Annotated in this window: 18 protein-coding genes; 8 read left to right on the forward strand and 10 right to left on the reverse strand. The window is 60.2% G+C overall.

The features are described 5' to 3' along the window. Window positions 1-208: 208 nt before the first annotated feature. The gene (gene cutA / locus ACE3SE_RS02040) at window positions 209-553 is read right to left on the reverse strand and encodes a divalent-cation tolerance protein CutA (protein ID WP_374553612.1); all 345 of its coding nucleotides are present in this window, start codon (window positions 551-553) and stop codon (window positions 209-211) included. Between cutA and ACE3SE_RS02045 the strand changes: the two genes are divergently transcribed. Further along, window positions 552-977 (forward strand): FxsA family protein, encoded by a 426-nt coding sequence (locus ACE3SE_RS02045; RefSeq protein WP_045846390.1) that lies wholly within the window; start codon window positions 552-554, stop codon window positions 975-977. The genes cutA and ACE3SE_RS02045 overlap by 2 nt on opposite strands. Window positions 978-985: 8 nt before the next feature. Here the strand turns inward: ACE3SE_RS02045 and ACE3SE_RS02050 are convergent, their stop codons facing one another. Next, a complete protein-coding gene (locus tag ACE3SE_RS02050) occupies window positions 986-1,282 on the reverse strand; it encodes a DUF167 domain-containing protein (protein ID WP_374553614.1) in 297 nt (98 codons plus the stop codon). Window positions 1,283-1,375: 93 nt separating this feature from the next. Between ACE3SE_RS02050 and ACE3SE_RS02055 the strand changes: the two genes are divergently transcribed. The 5 genes from ACE3SE_RS02055 (at window position 1,376) to ACE3SE_RS02075 (ending at window position 4,191) form a co-directional block, all read left to right on the forward strand. Beyond that, window positions 1,376-1,840 carry a Dps family protein gene (locus ACE3SE_RS02055; protein ID WP_062788372.1) on the forward strand — a complete coding sequence of 155 codons (465 nt, stop codon included), beginning with the start codon at window positions 1,376-1,378 and terminating at the stop codon, window positions 1,838-1,840. A 104-nt stretch (window positions 1,841-1,944) separates the two neighbouring features. Beyond that, entirely contained in the window at window positions 1,945-2,817 is an 873-nt protein-coding gene (locus ACE3SE_RS02060; RefSeq protein ID WP_374553616.1) for an energy transducer TonB, read from the forward strand. A 14-nt stretch (window positions 2,818-2,831) separates the two neighbouring features. Further along, window positions 2,832-3,206 (forward strand): hypothetical protein, encoded by a 375-nt coding sequence (locus tag ACE3SE_RS02065; RefSeq protein ID WP_045846394.1) that lies wholly within the window; start codon window positions 2,832-2,834, stop codon window positions 3,204-3,206. A 28-nt stretch (window positions 3,207-3,234) separates the two neighbouring features. Further along, entirely contained in the window at window positions 3,235-3,642 is a 408-nt protein-coding gene (locus tag ACE3SE_RS02070) for an acyl-CoA thioesterase (RefSeq protein ID WP_045846395.1), read from the forward strand. 57 nt (window positions 3,643-3,699) lie between these two features. Then, window positions 3,700-4,191, forward strand: a complete 492-nt coding sequence (locus ACE3SE_RS02075) for a TlpA disulfide reductase family protein (RefSeq protein ID WP_045846396.1) — start codon at window positions 3,700-3,702, stop codon at window positions 4,189-4,191. A gap of 213 nt (window positions 4,192-4,404) precedes the next feature. Here the strand turns inward: ACE3SE_RS02075 and ACE3SE_RS02080 are convergent, their stop codons facing one another. The 8 genes from ACE3SE_RS02080 to def all read right to left on the reverse strand — a co-directional run bounded on the left by ACE3SE_RS02080 (window position 4,405) and on the right by def (window position 12,959). Continuing rightward, a complete protein-coding gene (locus ACE3SE_RS02080; protein WP_374553619.1) occupies window positions 4,405-5,160 on the reverse strand; it encodes a HesA/MoeB/ThiF family protein in 756 nt (251 codons plus the stop codon). 108 nt (window positions 5,161-5,268) lie between these two features. Beyond that, window positions 5,269-6,537 (reverse strand): sigma-54-dependent transcriptional regulator, encoded by a 1,269-nt coding sequence (locus ACE3SE_RS02085; protein ID WP_045846398.1) that lies wholly within the window; start codon window positions 6,535-6,537, stop codon window positions 5,269-5,271. Continuing rightward, window positions 6,537-8,642 (reverse strand): sensor histidine kinase, encoded by a 2,106-nt coding sequence (locus ACE3SE_RS02090; protein WP_374553621.1) that lies wholly within the window; start codon window positions 8,640-8,642, stop codon window positions 6,537-6,539. The genes ACE3SE_RS02085 and ACE3SE_RS02090 overlap by 1 nt, the downstream gene beginning before the upstream one ends. Then, a complete protein-coding gene (locus ACE3SE_RS02095) occupies window positions 8,642-9,196 on the reverse strand; it encodes a DUF4390 domain-containing protein (RefSeq protein ID WP_242673576.1) in 555 nt (184 codons plus the stop codon). The genes ACE3SE_RS02090 and ACE3SE_RS02095 overlap by 1 nt, the downstream gene beginning before the upstream one ends. Before the next feature lie 4 nt (window positions 9,197-9,200). Further along, window positions 9,201-10,454, reverse strand: coding sequence for a 16S rRNA (cytosine(967)-C(5))-methyltransferase RsmB (rsmB, locus tag ACE3SE_RS02100; protein ID WP_374553623.1), 1,254 nt, complete (start codon window positions 10,452-10,454; stop codon window positions 9,201-9,203). A gap of 112 nt (window positions 10,455-10,566) precedes the next feature. Then, entirely contained in the window at window positions 10,567-11,418 is an 852-nt protein-coding gene (gene htpX, locus ACE3SE_RS02105; RefSeq protein ID WP_062788386.1) for a zinc metalloprotease HtpX, read from the reverse strand. Window positions 11,419-11,452: 34 nt separating this feature from the next. Beyond that, window positions 11,453-12,373 (reverse strand): methionyl-tRNA formyltransferase, encoded by a 921-nt coding sequence (gene fmt / locus ACE3SE_RS02110; RefSeq protein WP_374553625.1) that lies wholly within the window; start codon window positions 12,371-12,373, stop codon window positions 11,453-11,455. Between the two features lie 82 nt (window positions 12,374-12,455). After that, on the reverse strand, window positions 12,456-12,959 hold the full coding sequence (gene def, locus ACE3SE_RS02115) for a peptide deformylase (RefSeq protein ID WP_045846404.1): 504 nt from the start codon (window positions 12,957-12,959) through the stop codon (window positions 12,456-12,458). A 125-nt stretch (window positions 12,960-13,084) separates the two neighbouring features. On the opposite strand from def, the gene ACE3SE_RS02120 reads away from it, so the two are divergent. Together ACE3SE_RS02120 and dprA are read left to right on the forward strand one after the other, a co-directional pair. After that, window positions 13,085-14,122 carry a LysM peptidoglycan-binding domain-containing protein gene (locus tag ACE3SE_RS02120; protein WP_374553627.1) on the forward strand — a complete coding sequence of 346 codons (1,038 nt, stop codon included), beginning with the start codon at window positions 13,085-13,087 and terminating at the stop codon, window positions 14,120-14,122. Further along, window positions 14,119-15,201 carry a DNA-processing protein DprA gene (gene dprA, locus ACE3SE_RS02125; protein ID WP_374553629.1) on the forward strand — a complete coding sequence of 361 codons (1,083 nt, stop codon included), beginning with the start codon at window positions 14,119-14,121 and terminating at the stop codon, window positions 15,199-15,201. Before ACE3SE_RS02120 ends, dprA begins: the two co-directional genes overlap by 4 nt. The last annotated feature ends 41 nt before the right edge of the window (window positions 15,202-15,242 follow it).

Raw genomic sequence — 15,242 nt, forward strand, 5'->3', positions numbered from 1 at the left:
AACTCGCGACCAACGGATTAAAAGTCCGCTGCTCTACCGGCTGAGCTACCGACCCACGAAAGAGTTCGCAACTATAATAAAACAGCCTTTTTCAGTCAATACTTTTACCGAATTAATTTGAAAAAACCGAGGCATAGACCCGAAATTCGTGCACATCTGCCGGAACCTGACAATCAGCAAAGCAGTCGAAAATAATTGTCGCCCCGGCTCAGCACTCTCTTGAAACCACCTCGGAAGATACCCATGTCAGATAGGCAGGCAAGCCCTGTGCGACTGGCAATGCAATGATTTCCGGCACATCATACGGATGCAGGGCTTGCAAGCGCTGCTCCAGTGCGGCATAAGCCGCAGCCGTGGTTTTGATGAGCAAGGGATATTCGCTGCCTTCCTGCAGCGCACCTTCCCAGCGATACACCGCCTGACAGGACGGAAGAATATTGACGCAGGCAGCCAACTGCTCCTGCACCAGAACATGGGCAATGTGTCTGGCCGTTATTTCATCCGGAACATTGCAGAACACCATCAGACAATTCATACGGGTACCTCGATTCATGCGCGCAATTCTGTTGCTGTTACTGCTTTATCCCTTACTGGAAATCGCCACGCTGGTCACACTGGCCCACCATCTTGGTGGCGGGGTGGTCTTCCTGCTGGTCGTGGCCAGCAGCCTGCTGGGGATCTGGATGCTGCGCAACCAGAAACTGGGCGCACTGATCACCCTCACCAGCGTCGTGCGTCAGGGGCAACAAGTTTCCCTGTATTCCTTGCTCTGGCCCTTGCGCTATGCACTGTCAGGCCTGCTGTTTGCCATTCCGGGCATTCTGAGTGATGTGCTGGCCATCTTGTTGCTGCTGCCATTCAAGGGGCCGAAGCTGAACACGATGGCAAATCCCGGCGCAATGGCCGATGATGTGATAGAAGGCGAGTTCAGCCGGGTTGACCCCAAGCGCAGTGACACGCAACGTCACCTGCCCTGAGGCCACACTCACTGGACATGTAGCAGCTTGAGCACGGCAGCTTCATCCAGCACCGTGTCAATGGAAACCACTTTGTGGCGACTCTTGTCACCGGCCTGCAGGCTGACCGCACGCTTGCCAACCGAAAAACAGTCTGCCAGCCAGGCCAGCAAGGCAGCATTGGCCTTGCCATCCACCGGTAGCGCGGCCAGACGGATTTTCAGGCAGTCGCCATGCTCCCCGGCGACTTCGGTTTTTCTGGCGCCGGGCTGAACATGCAGCGTAAGACGCACGGTATTGCCGCTACAGACCAGCCAGGGTTTCATGGTGTATTTTTTCACAAAATGGCAATTCTAGACGATCCGGGCCACATACTGGCAAACCGTCGTTCCGGAATGGCTACCAACAGGAGTTTGCATATGGATATCGGCATCAACGAACAAGACCGTCAAGACATTGCACATGGCCTTTCCCGGCTGCTGGCTGACACGTATACCCTGTACCTGAAAACCCACAATTTCCACTGGAACGTGACCGGGCCGATGTTCAACACCCTGCACCTGATGTTCGAAACCCAGTACAACGAATTGTCACTGGCTGTCGACCTGATTGCAGAGCGCATCCGCGCCCTTGGGCATTTTGCACCGGGCAGCTATGCCGACTATGCCAAGCTGACCGCTATTGCCGAAGCCAACGGCGTACCCAAGGCCGAGGAAATGCTGGCCCAGCTGGTGGATGGCCATGAAATCCTCTGTCGCACCGCCCGCAGCATTTTCCCGCTGGCTGACCGCGCCTCGGACGAACCCACCGCCGACCTGCTGACCCAGCGCCTGCAAGTACATGAAAAAACGGCCTGGATGCTGCGCAGCATGCTGGACAAATAAGTCCACGCATCATCCCGCCAACGCCGCGCCAGTCGCGGCGTTTTTCTTGCGGATGGCTGCTGCATGTTAAACTGCAGCAGACCTACGGAGCCTGCCGCACAACCATGACTGCCCATCTGCGCAACCCTGCCAGCCACAACCAGAAACTGACGCTGATCATCATGATCGCCGTTTCGGTACTGGCTCATGTCTTGCTGTTCGGTTCCACCATGATTTCATGGGTCCGCCCGCTGCGACTGGCAGAAAGCCACACCATCAGCGTGAACCTGGCCAGCACGCCCAGCAAGAGCGCTCCGGACACCCGCCGCCTGGGCACCGACAATAATCAGGGCAGTGGCAATACCACCGAAAAATTCCGCCAGGCCAGCCATCGCAATCTCAACGAACAGCCAACACCCGCCGCACAAGCGGCAGAGCCTGCCCAGGCCGCGCCACAGCAACGCCAGGTACATACCATCCGCAAAGCGGACAACAAGCAGGCCGCAACCTTGCCTGCCCCCAGTCCCGGTGACAACAGCAGCCCGCCAGCGGCAGTGAATGCAGCCGCATTACTGGCGCAGGTGGGCGGACTGAACAGTGTGCAACGGGGTGATGTGGCACTGAACGACAGTGCACAGGAGTCCGGTAGCAAAAACGGGAGTGGCGACAGTACCCACCGCTATGAATGGGCGCGCTACCAGACCGACTGGCGCTTGCGCATCGAACGGATCGGCAACCTGAATTATCCGGAAGAAGCCCGCCGCCAGAACGTTCATGGCTCGGTGACGCTGGAAGTGACCGTGGCCGCGGATGGCAGCCTGCTCAAATGCCGCATCCTGCGCGGTTCCGGACACAACGTACTGGATGAAGGTGCACGACGCATCGTCCAGATGAGTGCACCATTCAGTCCCTTCCCACCGGCACTGGCCCAGCAAGGTGCCAAAATCATCGTGCAAACCTTCGCCTTCACCCGCGACAACCAGCTTTCCAGCCATTAATGCAAGGATTCACCATGTTTGAAGTCAATCGCAGCATCGCCCTGATCCGTCCCCGGGCACCGTTTCTCGCATGGCTGCAACAATTGCCCGGCGATCTGGACGGCCAGCTGGAGCTCGACAGCCTTACCCGGGATTGCAACGCCCTGCTGATTCCGGCGGCGGACGATTATGAATCCGCCCACGATTTTGTGCTGCAACACTACCGCATGCTGTTTCAGGCCGAGCTGGCCGACTGGTGCGATGACGAAACACTGTGGCCGGAGCAACTGACACCGGCCCTGTTCCTGGAGTGGTTCGATGTTGAAATCCACTCCGTTCTTACCGATATGGTCGAGACGCCACTAGAGCGCGAGCCATTCGTTCCGCTGGACCTCAATGCCGAGGATTGAGACCCAGCATCACACCGAGGGGAAACACATGACACATGAAACAAATATCAAGGTCCGTGGTTATCACCTGGACCTGTACGGCCACGTCAACAACGCCCGATACCTGGAATTCCTGGAAGAAGCCCGCTGGACTTTCTTTGAAGAACGCGGCGACCTGCCCTGGTTCCTGCAGTCCGGTCTGGCACTGGTGGTGGTCAACATCAATATCGACTACCGCTACCCGGCCACCATGGGCGATGCGCTGGCCATTGCCACCTCGGTCAAATCCATCGGCAGCCGCAGTGCAGTCATGCACCAGCGCGTCACCCTGGCAGGTACTGACAAGGTGGTGGCGGAAGCCGATGTCACCTTTGTAGTGTTTGACGCCAAGCAGAACAAGGCGGTGACACTTGAGGGACAATTGAAGGAACTCCTGCAATCCATGCTGGACCAATAGTGCCGGTTGCCCCACGCGTGTGGGGCTACCGTTTTTCCACCTCCCGGATGACCCCGCATGAAGAAGGTTCTGCTCTCGCTCCTGGCCGTGGCCGTAGTCGGCCTGATTGCCTACACCACCCTGTTCGACCGCAATGCAGCACCGCAGGTCAGCTACACCTCGCTTGGCGGCCAGCACGCCGATACCACCTCGCTCAAGGGCAAGGTGGTGCTGGTGAATTTCTGGGCCACCAGTTGTTCGGGCTGTGTGGAAGAAATGCCGGAAATCAAGAAGCTGCACCAGCAGTATGGCAGCAAGGGCTTGCAGATCATGGCGGTCGCCATGAGCTATGACCCGCCCAACTACGTGCAGGCCTTTGTGCAGAAATACCAGCTGCCCTTCTTTGTCGCCCTGGATGGCGAAGGCAGCATTGCCAAGGCATTTGGTGACATCCAGCTGGCACCGACCACTTTCCTGATCGACAAGCAGGGCAATATCCTGAAGCGCTATGTCGGGGTGATGGATTTCAAGGAAGTACACCAGATCCTGAACCAGCAACTGGGTGCCTGAGCCCGGTCAGCAGAAAGCCCCGCCAAAGCGGGGCTTTCTGCTGCTTAGACAGTGATTTGATGCGACTCTACTGAACCCGGCAAGGCCGGGCCTTTCGTCTAAGGCATTTCTTCGGCAGCCTTCCCATCCATTCCCCCCGCCCGGACACCGTAAGGGTTGGCTTTCCTTACAGAAAGCGAGAGGCGTTTGCCAATAATCGGAACCGAGGCCCGGTCAATGCACCGCACATACCGGACAGGCCGGATCCCGGCTGAACTTCATCTGGCGGAATTCACCGCTCAGTGCATCGTACAGGGTCAGACGGCCAAGTACCGGTGCGCGGCCTGCCAGCAGTTTCACCGCTTCCACCGCCTGCAAGCTGCCGATTACCCCAACCAGCGGTGACAACACGCCAAAGGTCGCACACGGACCATCAGATGCCTCGCCCTCCTCGGCAAACAGGCAGTGATAACAGGGTGAGCCGGCAACACGCGGATCAAACACCGCCAGCTGTCCGGCAAAGCGCACGGCCGCACCAGATACCAGCGGCACCCCGGCAGCCACGCTGGCGCGGTTTACCGCATGACGGGTGGCGAAATTGTCCGAACAATCCAGCAACAGGTCATGCGCTCGGGCTTCCTCCAGCAGGCGCGCGGCATCCAGCCGTTCACCCAGCGCCCGCACGGAAATATCCGGGTTGAGTGCCAGCATGCGGGCACGGGCTGATTCAGCCTTGTTCTGCCCCAGTGAGGCCATATCGTGCACCACTTGGCGCTGCAGATTGCTCAGCTCCACCGCGTCGTCGTCGGCCAGCGTGATGTGGCCGATACCGGCACTGGCCAGATACAGCGCCACCGGCGAGCCCAGCCCGCCGGCACCAATCACCAATACCCGCGCGGCAGCCAGCCGCTGCTGGCCTTCGATATCGATTTCCGGCAGCAGGATATGCCGGCTATAGCGCAGCAGCGCCGCATCGTTCAAATCTGTCATGAGGGTGAAGCTTAGTGAAATCAGTCTCCAGACGCCATAGTTCCTGCGAGCTAGCCGGAAAAACAAAACGCCAGCGCGAGGCTGGCGTCTGGTTGGGCAAACAACGGATTATTCCTCCACCACCTTGCGGGCGAACTTGATGCCCAACTGCTTGAGCTTGCGATACAGGTGAGTGCGCTCCAGGCCCACTTTCTGTGCCACGCGGCTCATATTGCCGTTTTCCAGCGAGATGTGGTACTCGAAGTAACGACGCTCCAGCTGTTCACGCAACTCACGCAAAGGCATGTTGAAGTCGAAGCCGGACTCTTCCACCGGTTTTTCATGGCGGAACTGGGCCAGTACCTTGTTGACTTCCGGTGCGTCCACATCATCCGATTCGGAGGTCAGCGCCAGGCTCTTGATGATGCTGCGCAGCTGCTCCAGGTTCCCCGGCCAATCATACTGACGCAAGGCATTCAGCGCCGCGGTGGTCAGTTTCTTGTTGGGGATCTGCCGTGACTCCACCAGCTCGATCAGGATCTGTTCGGCGATGAAGATGATGTCTTCCGCATGCTCACGCAGCGGCGGAATCGGCACGATCACGCTGGACAGTGCAGTCAGCAGGCGATTATCGCATTCCGGGTCCACCAGCAGTTCCTGCAAGGGACGGCTGCAGGAGCACAGCAGGCGCACATTGAAGCGATCCAGCTTGGACAGCAGGAACAGCAAACCTTGCTGCACCCGGCGGTTGTACTGGCCGATTTCCGGCAGGAACAACACGCCGTTATTCGCCTTTTGCAGCAACTCCAGCGGCGCATCCGCCAGTTGTTCCGGCTTGGCAGGCGTTACCCAGGGGGTATTGCCCTGATGGAAAAAGCGCGCCACCAGTTCGAAACCGGAGCCAGGCTCACCGGTCAGCAACACCGGCGACTTGACCTTGGCCACCCGTTCCAGCTGACGCTTGAGTTCCTGGATGGGTTCGCTGCGGCCCAGCTTGTCCAGGTTCAGCGAAGTATTGGCTTGCATGTCGCCATACTTCAGAGCCCGCTGTACGGTAGTCAGTAGCTTTTGCAGGGCAATCGGCTTTTCCAGGAAATCGAAAGCACCGATGCGGGTGGCTTCCACCGCCGTATCAATACTGGCATGACCGGACATCATGACCACCGGCATGTTCAACTGGCCGGACTTGGCCCATTCCTTCAACAGTGTCACACCGTCGCAGTCGGGCATCCAGATATCCAGCAACACCAGCGCCGGACGTGTCTGGTTGCGCAACTGTCTGGCTACCTCGGCGTTTTCCGCCAAGGCGACCGTGTATCCCTCATCCTGCAGGATCTCCGAGAGCAGTTCACGAATCCCGATCTCGTCATCAACAATCAATATATCGCTGCTACGCATTAGGCCTCCAGCAATGGCAGGGTGAGAAGAATGCGCGCGCCGTGCTGCTCGCCATTCCCCAATGTGACCTGACCATGGTGTTCCTCCGCTATTTTCTTCACCACCGCCAGTCCCAGCCCCGTGCCCTTGGGCTTGCTGGTCACATAGGGCTCGAACGCGCGTGGCAGGAGCTCGGCGGGAAAGCCCGAACCGTTGTCCTGCACGCAGACGATCGCGTTTCTTCCTTCTTGTCGGCTGCTAATGTGAATCATCGGGATGTCAACGTCAAGGACCGCATCCTGTGCATTCTGCATCAGGTTATGCAATACCTGCCGCAGCAGTGCGGCATCCCCCATGATCATCAGCGGCCTTTCTTCCAGTTCAATCTTAACAGCCGGATTGGATTCGTACAGCGTACTTACCTCTCGCACCACCTGATTGAGATCAAGTTCACTGAGTTTGATGCGCGGTGCCCGGGCATAATCGCGGAAGGCATCCACCATGTTCTTCAGTGCCGCCACCTGTTTGATGATGGTGTCGGTAGAGCGTTTGAGCATGTCCGCATCGGCAGTTTCAAGCTTGGCGGAAAGCTTCATCGCCAGGCGCTCGGCCGACAGCTGGATGGGCGTGAGCGGATTGCGGATTTCATGCGCCAGCCGCTTGGCCACTTCGCCCCAGGCCGCATCCCGCTGGGCCCGCGCCAGCTCGGTAATGTCGTCGAACACCACAACATAACCGCTTCCGGAGCGTTCGGGCAAGCGGGCACCGCGTACCAGCAGGCTGCGCGCGCCCTGCCCGGTCATGTAATCCAGCTGGGTTTGCCACTCTTCTTCCTGCTTGTTTTCACCATGTTGCAGCATGGTATCCACCAGGGGAATCAAAGCCGGAACCCGGGTGGACCACTGCTCTACCGGGTAGGGCACCAGCTCGGAAAAATCCACGCCCAGAATGCGTCCGGCACTGGTATTGGCCGCGCGCAGTTGCCAGGCCGCATCCAGTGCAATCACCCCGGCAGAGAGATTGGCCAGAATGCTTTCCAGGTAAAGCTTGCCGCTTTCCAGCGCCTGTTGGGTCTGGTTGGCCGTCTGGCGTGCTTCATCCAGCTGCTGGGTCATGCGGTTGAACAGCGTGGTGAGCATGCCCAGCTCGTCACGGCGGTATACCGGGTGGCGTTTGGAGAAGTCACCTTGCGCCACCGCACGGGTACCTGCGGCCAGCTCGGACAGCGGCGCGGACAGGCGTTCTGACAGAAACAGGGCAAATGCCAGCGCTGAAGTCAGCGCCAGCAGACAGGCCAAGGCCAGCGTCAGCATGTAAAAGGTTTTCAGCCCATCCCGCGACAACAGCAGCTGGTGGTATTCGGCACGCGCGGTTTCGATCTGCTCGGCATCGCGGGCAATGGATTGCGGCGCAGCCTGCACCACTTGCAACACGCGCCATTCGCCTTCCAGCGTGCGATAGGGCAGCAATACGCGCAGGGTGAGTCCGGCGGCGTCATTCTCCACCGATTTGCTGCCCTGCCGCAGCTTCAGGCCGCGCAGGGCATCGCGGGATGGGGCCTGCGGCAATTGCCGGGTATTGCTGCTGGCAAAGTTGAGCAGTTGTCCGGATTTGTTGAAGATGGCCACCTCGCGCAAACCCAGTTGTTCGCGCAGGCGCTCCAGCCGGGACGGCAACATCAGGGACGGCATGCCGTCAATATCGTCCAGCACCACGCGGCTCTTGCGGGCCACATCTTCCAGTACGTAGTTGAGCGCGCCCTTGCCCAACTCCAGCCCGCGATCCAGCGCGGACTCTACCCGCACGTCAAACCAGCTTTCGATACTGCGCGTCAGGAATTGTGCGGAAATGGTGAACACCAGCATGCCCGGCACCAGGGCAACCACGGCAAACATCATCACCAGACGCTGGGTCAGCTTGGCACCGAACACCCGGCCCTTCACCCGCTGGCGCAGCCGCAAGAGCTGCCGCCCCACTACGCCCAGCAGGCCAACCAGCAACAGGCTGTTGAGCCCGAACACCCACCAGTAGTATTCGGCCAGCTTGGAGGCATTGCCGGTGGCAATGGCCAGCAGGTAGAGCATGATGGCCCCGAACGTCGCCAGCGCAATGGCGGCGTAGCGCATCAGCTACCTTCTTTCATGGTGATGCTGGTCCAGTTGGAGGACAGGCTCCATTCGCCGGAGCCAAGGGCATTGAGCTGGAAGGGCTTGGGCAGCTCGCTGATATCCAGCACCAGTCGTACCCGGCCTGCCACGCTGCCGGAGTTGCGCGGATCGAGCGCACCGCTTTGCAGGACGCGCCAGTCCTGGATGGAACCCAGGGCACCCATGGCTTCGGACAGGGAACGGTAATAATTTGAAAAACTGCCGATGGTGACGCGATAGCGGCTGGTCAGGGACTGATAGGACAGCTTGAACGTGAGGCTGGCGTGTGGCTCGAACCACTCTTTCAGATTGAGGTAATAGGCGGTACTGCGCGGTCGGGTCAGTTCGAACTCCAGCCGGAAGGTCAAGGTGACACCTTGTGCCAGCGCATCATTCAGGCTGCTGGATAACTTGGTCTGGAAGCGGGTGCTGAGCGAAAGCTGGCCGTCTTGCGTCAGCTCGGCATCGGCACGGCGCGCCAGAATGCCATCGGCCTGCGCCGTGGGAACGGCACAGACCAGTAGCCATAACACCAGGCTAATGCTTCGCAAGCAGCGCGTAATAGAAACCGTCATGACGCTCACAGGGCAACAATTGCTGCTGATTCTGGCATTCGGCATCGGCATGACGCGCCAGGAATGCAGTCAACTGCTGCTGATTTTCTTCCGGAAAAATCGAGCACGTAGCGTATAGCATTTTCCCGCCGGGCGCGAGTAGCCCCCATAGCGTGTCAACCATCTGCGCCTGCTGGGCGGCCAGGGTGGAGAAGTCGCCCGGACGGCGCAGCCATTTGATGTCCGGGTGACGACGCACGACACCGGAAGCCGAGCACGGCACATCGGCCAGAATGCGATCGAAAGGCTTGCCATCCCACCAGTCAGCAGCCTGCCCGGCATCGGCCGCGTGCAGGCTGGCGTGCAAGCCACCGCGCTGCAGGTTTTCCGCCACCCGTTGCAATCGCTGCGGGTCGATATCCAGCGCGGTCATCTCCACATCTGCCATTTCCAGCATATGACATGTTTTGCCACCCGGCGCGGCACAGGCATCCAGCACGCGCTGTCCGGCGTGCAGGTCCAGCAGGCGGGCAGCCTGCTGTGCGCCCCAGTCCTGTACCGACACCACGCCGTCAGCAAAGCCGGGCAGTTCGCGTACATTCACCGGCTTGTCCAGCAGGATGCCGCTGGCGTCATCCAGTGCTGTCGCCCCCATGCCCAGCGCTTCGAGCTGGGCCAGATAGGCGGCCACCGTGCTCTTGCGGAGGTTGACGCGCAGCGTCATCGGCGGATGGCTGTTATTCCACTCCAGGATGGACGACCACTCTTGCGGGTAGGCCTGCTGGATGGCTTTCACCCACCAGCGCGGGTGATTGGTGGCAGCTTCCAGATCTTTCTGCGCCAGGCGCAGCATTTCCTCGCGCTGGCGCAAGAAGTTGCGCAGCACGCCATTAACCAGCGCCTTGAACTTGCCGCGGGCCAGCCGCTCTGCCAGCTTCACTGCCTCGTTGACGACGGCGTAATCGGCTGCGCGGGTATATACCAGCTGATAGAAAGCCACCTGCAATACCCGCTCCAGCTGGGCATCCGGCAAGGCCTTGGGCACCAGGCGGCGCAACCAGAAGCGCAGGCGTGCCAGTTGACGCAGGCTGCCGTAGCAAATGTCCTGCAAGGCCGCGCGCTCTTGCGCAGTCAGGTCGGCGCCCTGGCGTTGGGCCTGGGCCAGCGCCTCGGTCAGGGTACGGCCGGATTCCACCTGGCCCAGCACTTCGGCGGCCAGTTGCTGTATGCGATGCATGTCAAAACCTTGAAATGGCAAACGGCGAGGACTGTGCTCTCGCCGTATGAAAACGGCCGGTATCCGTCTGGCGGTACCGGCCCGTGTGTTCGTTCAGATGCGCATGATACGTTCAGCCCACGCCGCGCGCCATAGCGTGCAAGCGGGCAATGCGCTCCTCGGTATGCGGGTGGGTACGGAACAGCTCGCCCACATCCAGCCCGGCCAGCGGGTTGATGATCATCATCTGGGCGGTTTCCGGATGGGCCTGCGCAGTGGGCATGGCAATACCTTGAGCGTAGTACTCGATTTTCTGCAATGCACCCGCCAACGCGAGCGGATCGCCGGAAATTTCGGCTCCGCCGCGGTCTGCCTCGAATTCGCGGGCGCGTGAAATGGCCATCTGGATCAGGCTGGCCGCCAGCGGCGCCAGGATGGCCAGCAAGATTCCGGCCAGCGGATTGACCGGTCGACCGTTTTCGTCCCGCCCGCCAAAGAACATGGCAAAGTTGGCCAGCGCCGACACCGCACCGGCCATGGTGGCGCTGATGGTGGAAATCAGGGTGTCACGATGCCGCACATGGGCCAGCTCATGCGCCATCACGCCACGCAGCTCGCGATAGTCCAGCATGCGCATGATGCCCGTAGTGGCTGCGACGGCGGCATGTTCCGGGTCTCGCCCGGTGGCAAAGGCATTGGGTTGCTCTTCGTGGATGACGTAAACCCGTGGCATGGGCAGGCCGGCACGCTGTGCCAGCTCGGCCACCATGCCGTAAAACTCGGGTGCCGACCGGGCATCCACCTCCTGGGCGTTGTACATACGCAACACCATTTGGTCTGAATTCCAGTAGGCAAACAGATTCATCCCGCCAGCAAACAACAATGCCAGCATCAAGCCGTTCCGGCCCCCGATGAGGGCACCGATCACACCGAGAAAAGCGACAAACGCGGCCATCAGCATGGCCGTCTTGAACATATTGTTCATTTACCCTCCTTTTGCTGTGACCGTTGAAAGACGCTTACTGCCCCAGACGGGTTCCCGCCAGCGTGGCACGGCCTGCGGCAAAGTCGCGTGCGCCCAGACGTTTGCCACCAGCGGCCTGCAGTTGCGTCAGCACCACCAGTCCCTCGCCACTACCCACCACCACGCCATCGGCATCCGCACGCACCACCAGGCCAGGTTCGGCCTGGCCGGCAATGGCATGGGCCTGCCACAGCTTGAGCGGCTCGCCAGCCAGCTGGGTAAACGCGCCCGGCGCCGGGTTGTAGGCACGGATGGCACGGGCAATGTCGGCAGCTGGCAGTTGCCAGTTCACCTCGGCTTCGGCCTTGGTCAGCTTGTGCGCGTAGGTGACGCCTTGTTCCGGCTGCGGCTGCGCATTCAGGCCATCCAGTGTCGCCAGGGTGCTGACAATGGCTTCGGCACCGCACACAGCCAGCTTGTCATGCAGGCTGGCCGCGGTCTCGTCCTGGGCAATGGCCAGCGGGTGTACCGATAACATGGCACCGGTATCCAGCCCCACATCCATCTGCATGATGGTGATGCCGGTTTCACTATCGCCGGCCAGAATGGCGCGCTGAATGGGAGCGGCACCGCGCCAGCGCGGCAGCAAGGAGGCATGGATGTTCAGGCAACCACGCGGCGGAATGTCCAGCACCGCCTTGGGCAACAGCAGGCCGTAGGCCGCCACCACCATCAGTTCGGCACCGATCTCGCGCAGCATGGCCTGGGCTTCGTCGGTCTTGAGCGATAGCGGCTGCTCCACCCGCAAGCCGTGTTCCAACGCTACTTCCTTCACTGGACTGGGCTTGAGCTTCATGCCACGCCCGGCCGGACGGTCCGGCTGGGTCAGCACCAGGGCAATTTCATGACCGGCGGCCAGCAAGGCGCGCAGCGCGGCCGCGGCAAATTCCGGCGTACCGGCAAAAATCAGTTTCATCGTCAACCCGCAATCAGCAAGACAGGACGCGCCTGTCTTTATCAGCATCACCCGTCCGACCAGTACCGGACAGGTTCATTCATCACATATTCTGTTTTTCGCGCTTTTTCAGCTTGGTGCGAATCCGGCCTTGCTTGAGTTCGGACAGGTATTCGACAAACACCTTGCCATCCAGATGATCAATTTCATGCTGAATGCAAATGGCCAGCAAGCCGTCGGCTTCCAGTTCATACTGGGCACCGGTGGCATCCTGTGCACGCACCTTGACCCGCTCGGCCCGGGTAACCTTGTCGTAGATGCCGGGCACCGACAGGCAGCCTTCTTCGTATACGGTTTCACCTTCTTTTTCGATGATGACCGGGTTGATGAAGACACGGCGTTCGTTGTGGTCCTCGGAAATATCCATTACCACCAGCCGCTTGTGATAGTCCACCTGGGTGGCAGCCAGGCCGATACCCTTGGCCTCGTACATGGTTTCAAACATGTTGTCGATCTGGGTCTGCAAGGCAGCGTCAAAGGTCTCGACCGGCGTGGCCACGGTATGCAGACGCGCATCCGGATAATGCAAAATGTTCAGCAGCGCCATCGGTTTTATTGCTCCAAGTTGTCTTAATGCCATCAGCACATCGATAATAGACATGTCTGACGCATGCTCGTTTGTCAAAGGAGCGCTCGCGGGCGCTCATTACACTCAATATTGGGGCACTTTTCATGCGTAAAAGTATTATATCGCTTGCTTTGGCTCTGGGACTGGCTCTCCCGGCTTTTTCCGACACCCTGACCATCAAGCCCGGCGCACCGGCGCGTTATACCGTGGTGAAGGGTGACACGCTGTGGGGTATTTCCGGCCGTTATCTCAAGAGCCCGTGGAAATGGCCCCGCCTGTGGCAGATGAATAAGAGCGAAATCAAGAACCCGCACTGGATCTACCCGGGCGACGTACTGGTACTGACCTATGTCAACGGCCAACCGCGCCTGACGCTGGAAAAAGGCCGTCAGGGTGATGTACGCCTGTCGCCGCAGGTCCGCATGTCCGACATCGACAAGGCCATCGCCAGCATTCCGGCCAAGGCCATCGAGCCTTTCCTGTACCGTCCGCTGGTGGTCAACGAGGAAGAATTCCTGACCTCGCCGCGCCTGGTGGCCGGTCCGGGAGAACGTCTGGCTTTTGGCTCTGGCGATCGCATTTTTGCCAATGGCGTTGCCAGCACCGGCACCTGGCAGGTGTACCGTGCCAGCAAGCCGCTGATTGATCCGGTTACCAAGGAAAACCTCGGCTACGAGGTGATGTATGGCGGTGATGCCGTGGTGGACAAGCTGGGCGAAGAAATCCAGACCATGCACCTGACCAAGGTGAACAGCGAGATTCTGGTAGGCGACCGCCTGATCAAGGCCCCCAGGGACCAGTTTGTCAGCTATGTGCCGCATAGCCCGGATGCCAATATCCAGGGGCAGATCATCTCGGTTTATGACGGTGTGGACGGCGCGGCCCAGTACTCCAACGTAGTGATCAACCGTGGCCAGCGCGAGCAGGTGGAGCCGGGTGATGTGTTCAACATCGTCAAGAACGCCAAGCCGGTTACCCTGATCATGGCGGATGGGGAGAAAAAAGAAGTCACCCTGCCAGGCCAGAGCATTGGCAAGATCTTCATCTACCGCGTATTTGACAAGGTTTCCTATGGCCTGGTGCTGGACAGCACCGACGCGGCCAGCGTGGGGGATGTGGTCAACTCGCCGGAAAGCGAATGAGCCAGCAGAACGAAGACTGGCTGCTGCTGGCCCTGACACCGGGCATAGGTCCGGCCGGTTTTCTCAAGCTGATTGCCGCCTTTGGCTCCGCCAGCCATGTGCTGGCGGCCAGTACCGCACAAACCGCACCGCTGATCGGGCAGGACATCGCCCAGGCGCTGCGCGAGAGACGTGCCGAGGCAGACGCCAAGGCGGCCCTCGCCTGGGCCGAACAAGAGAATTGCAGTCTGCTGAGCCTGCTGGATGACGATTACCCGCAAGCACTGGCAGAAACTGCCGCCCCGCCGCCGCTGCTGTTTGCCCGCGGGCAGCGCGCCTTGTTGCAACGTCCGATGCTGGCCATGGTAGGCAGCCGCAGTGCCACCCCGCCGGGCAAGCAGATCGCCGAGGACTTTGCCCGCCAGCTGTCCGCCCACGGTTACACCATCGTCAGTGGCCTCGCCAGTGGCATTGATGCCGCCGCACACCGGGGTGCCTTGCAGGAATCAGGCTCCACCATTGCCGTCATCGGCACCGGGATTGACCGGGTGTATCCGGCCAGCAACCGCGAGCTTGCCCACCAGATCGGCCGCTCAGGCCTGATTTTGTCGGAATTCCCGCTTGGTGCCGGTCCGGTTGCCGGCCATTTCCCGCGCCGCAACCGCATCATCGCGGGCTTGTCGCGCGGTTGTCTGGTAGTGGAGGCCAATATCAATTCCGGCTCGCTGATTACCGCGCGGCTGGCTGCAGAAAGCGGGCGCGAGGTCATGGCGGTTCCCGGTTCGATTCACAACCCGCAAGCACGCGGCTGTCACCGCTTGCTGCGTGATGGTGCCCGCCTGATCGAAACCGTGGATGACGTGCTGGATGAAATCGGCCGGGTGGCTTCGCCCCCGATCACGCCGGCAGCAACAGCAGGGGAAAATCAGCCGGTGGACGACCCGATTCTGGCGATCATGGGCTTTGATCCGGTGAGCAGCGAGGCGCTGGCAACACAACTCGGGTTGACGCAGGGAGAGGTTTACGCGATGCTGCTGGAGCTGGAACTTGCCGGCAAGCTGACCAGCCTGCCCGGCGGACGGGTTCAGCGACTGGTCTGATCCGGACCAGCCCCTGTAGTAGTTCATTTGAAGAAGACCTG

This window comes from Aquitalea pelogenes, from assembly GCF_041914625.1.
Lineage (GTDB): Bacteria > Pseudomonadota > Gammaproteobacteria > Burkholderiales > Chromobacteriaceae > Aquitalea > Aquitalea pelogenes.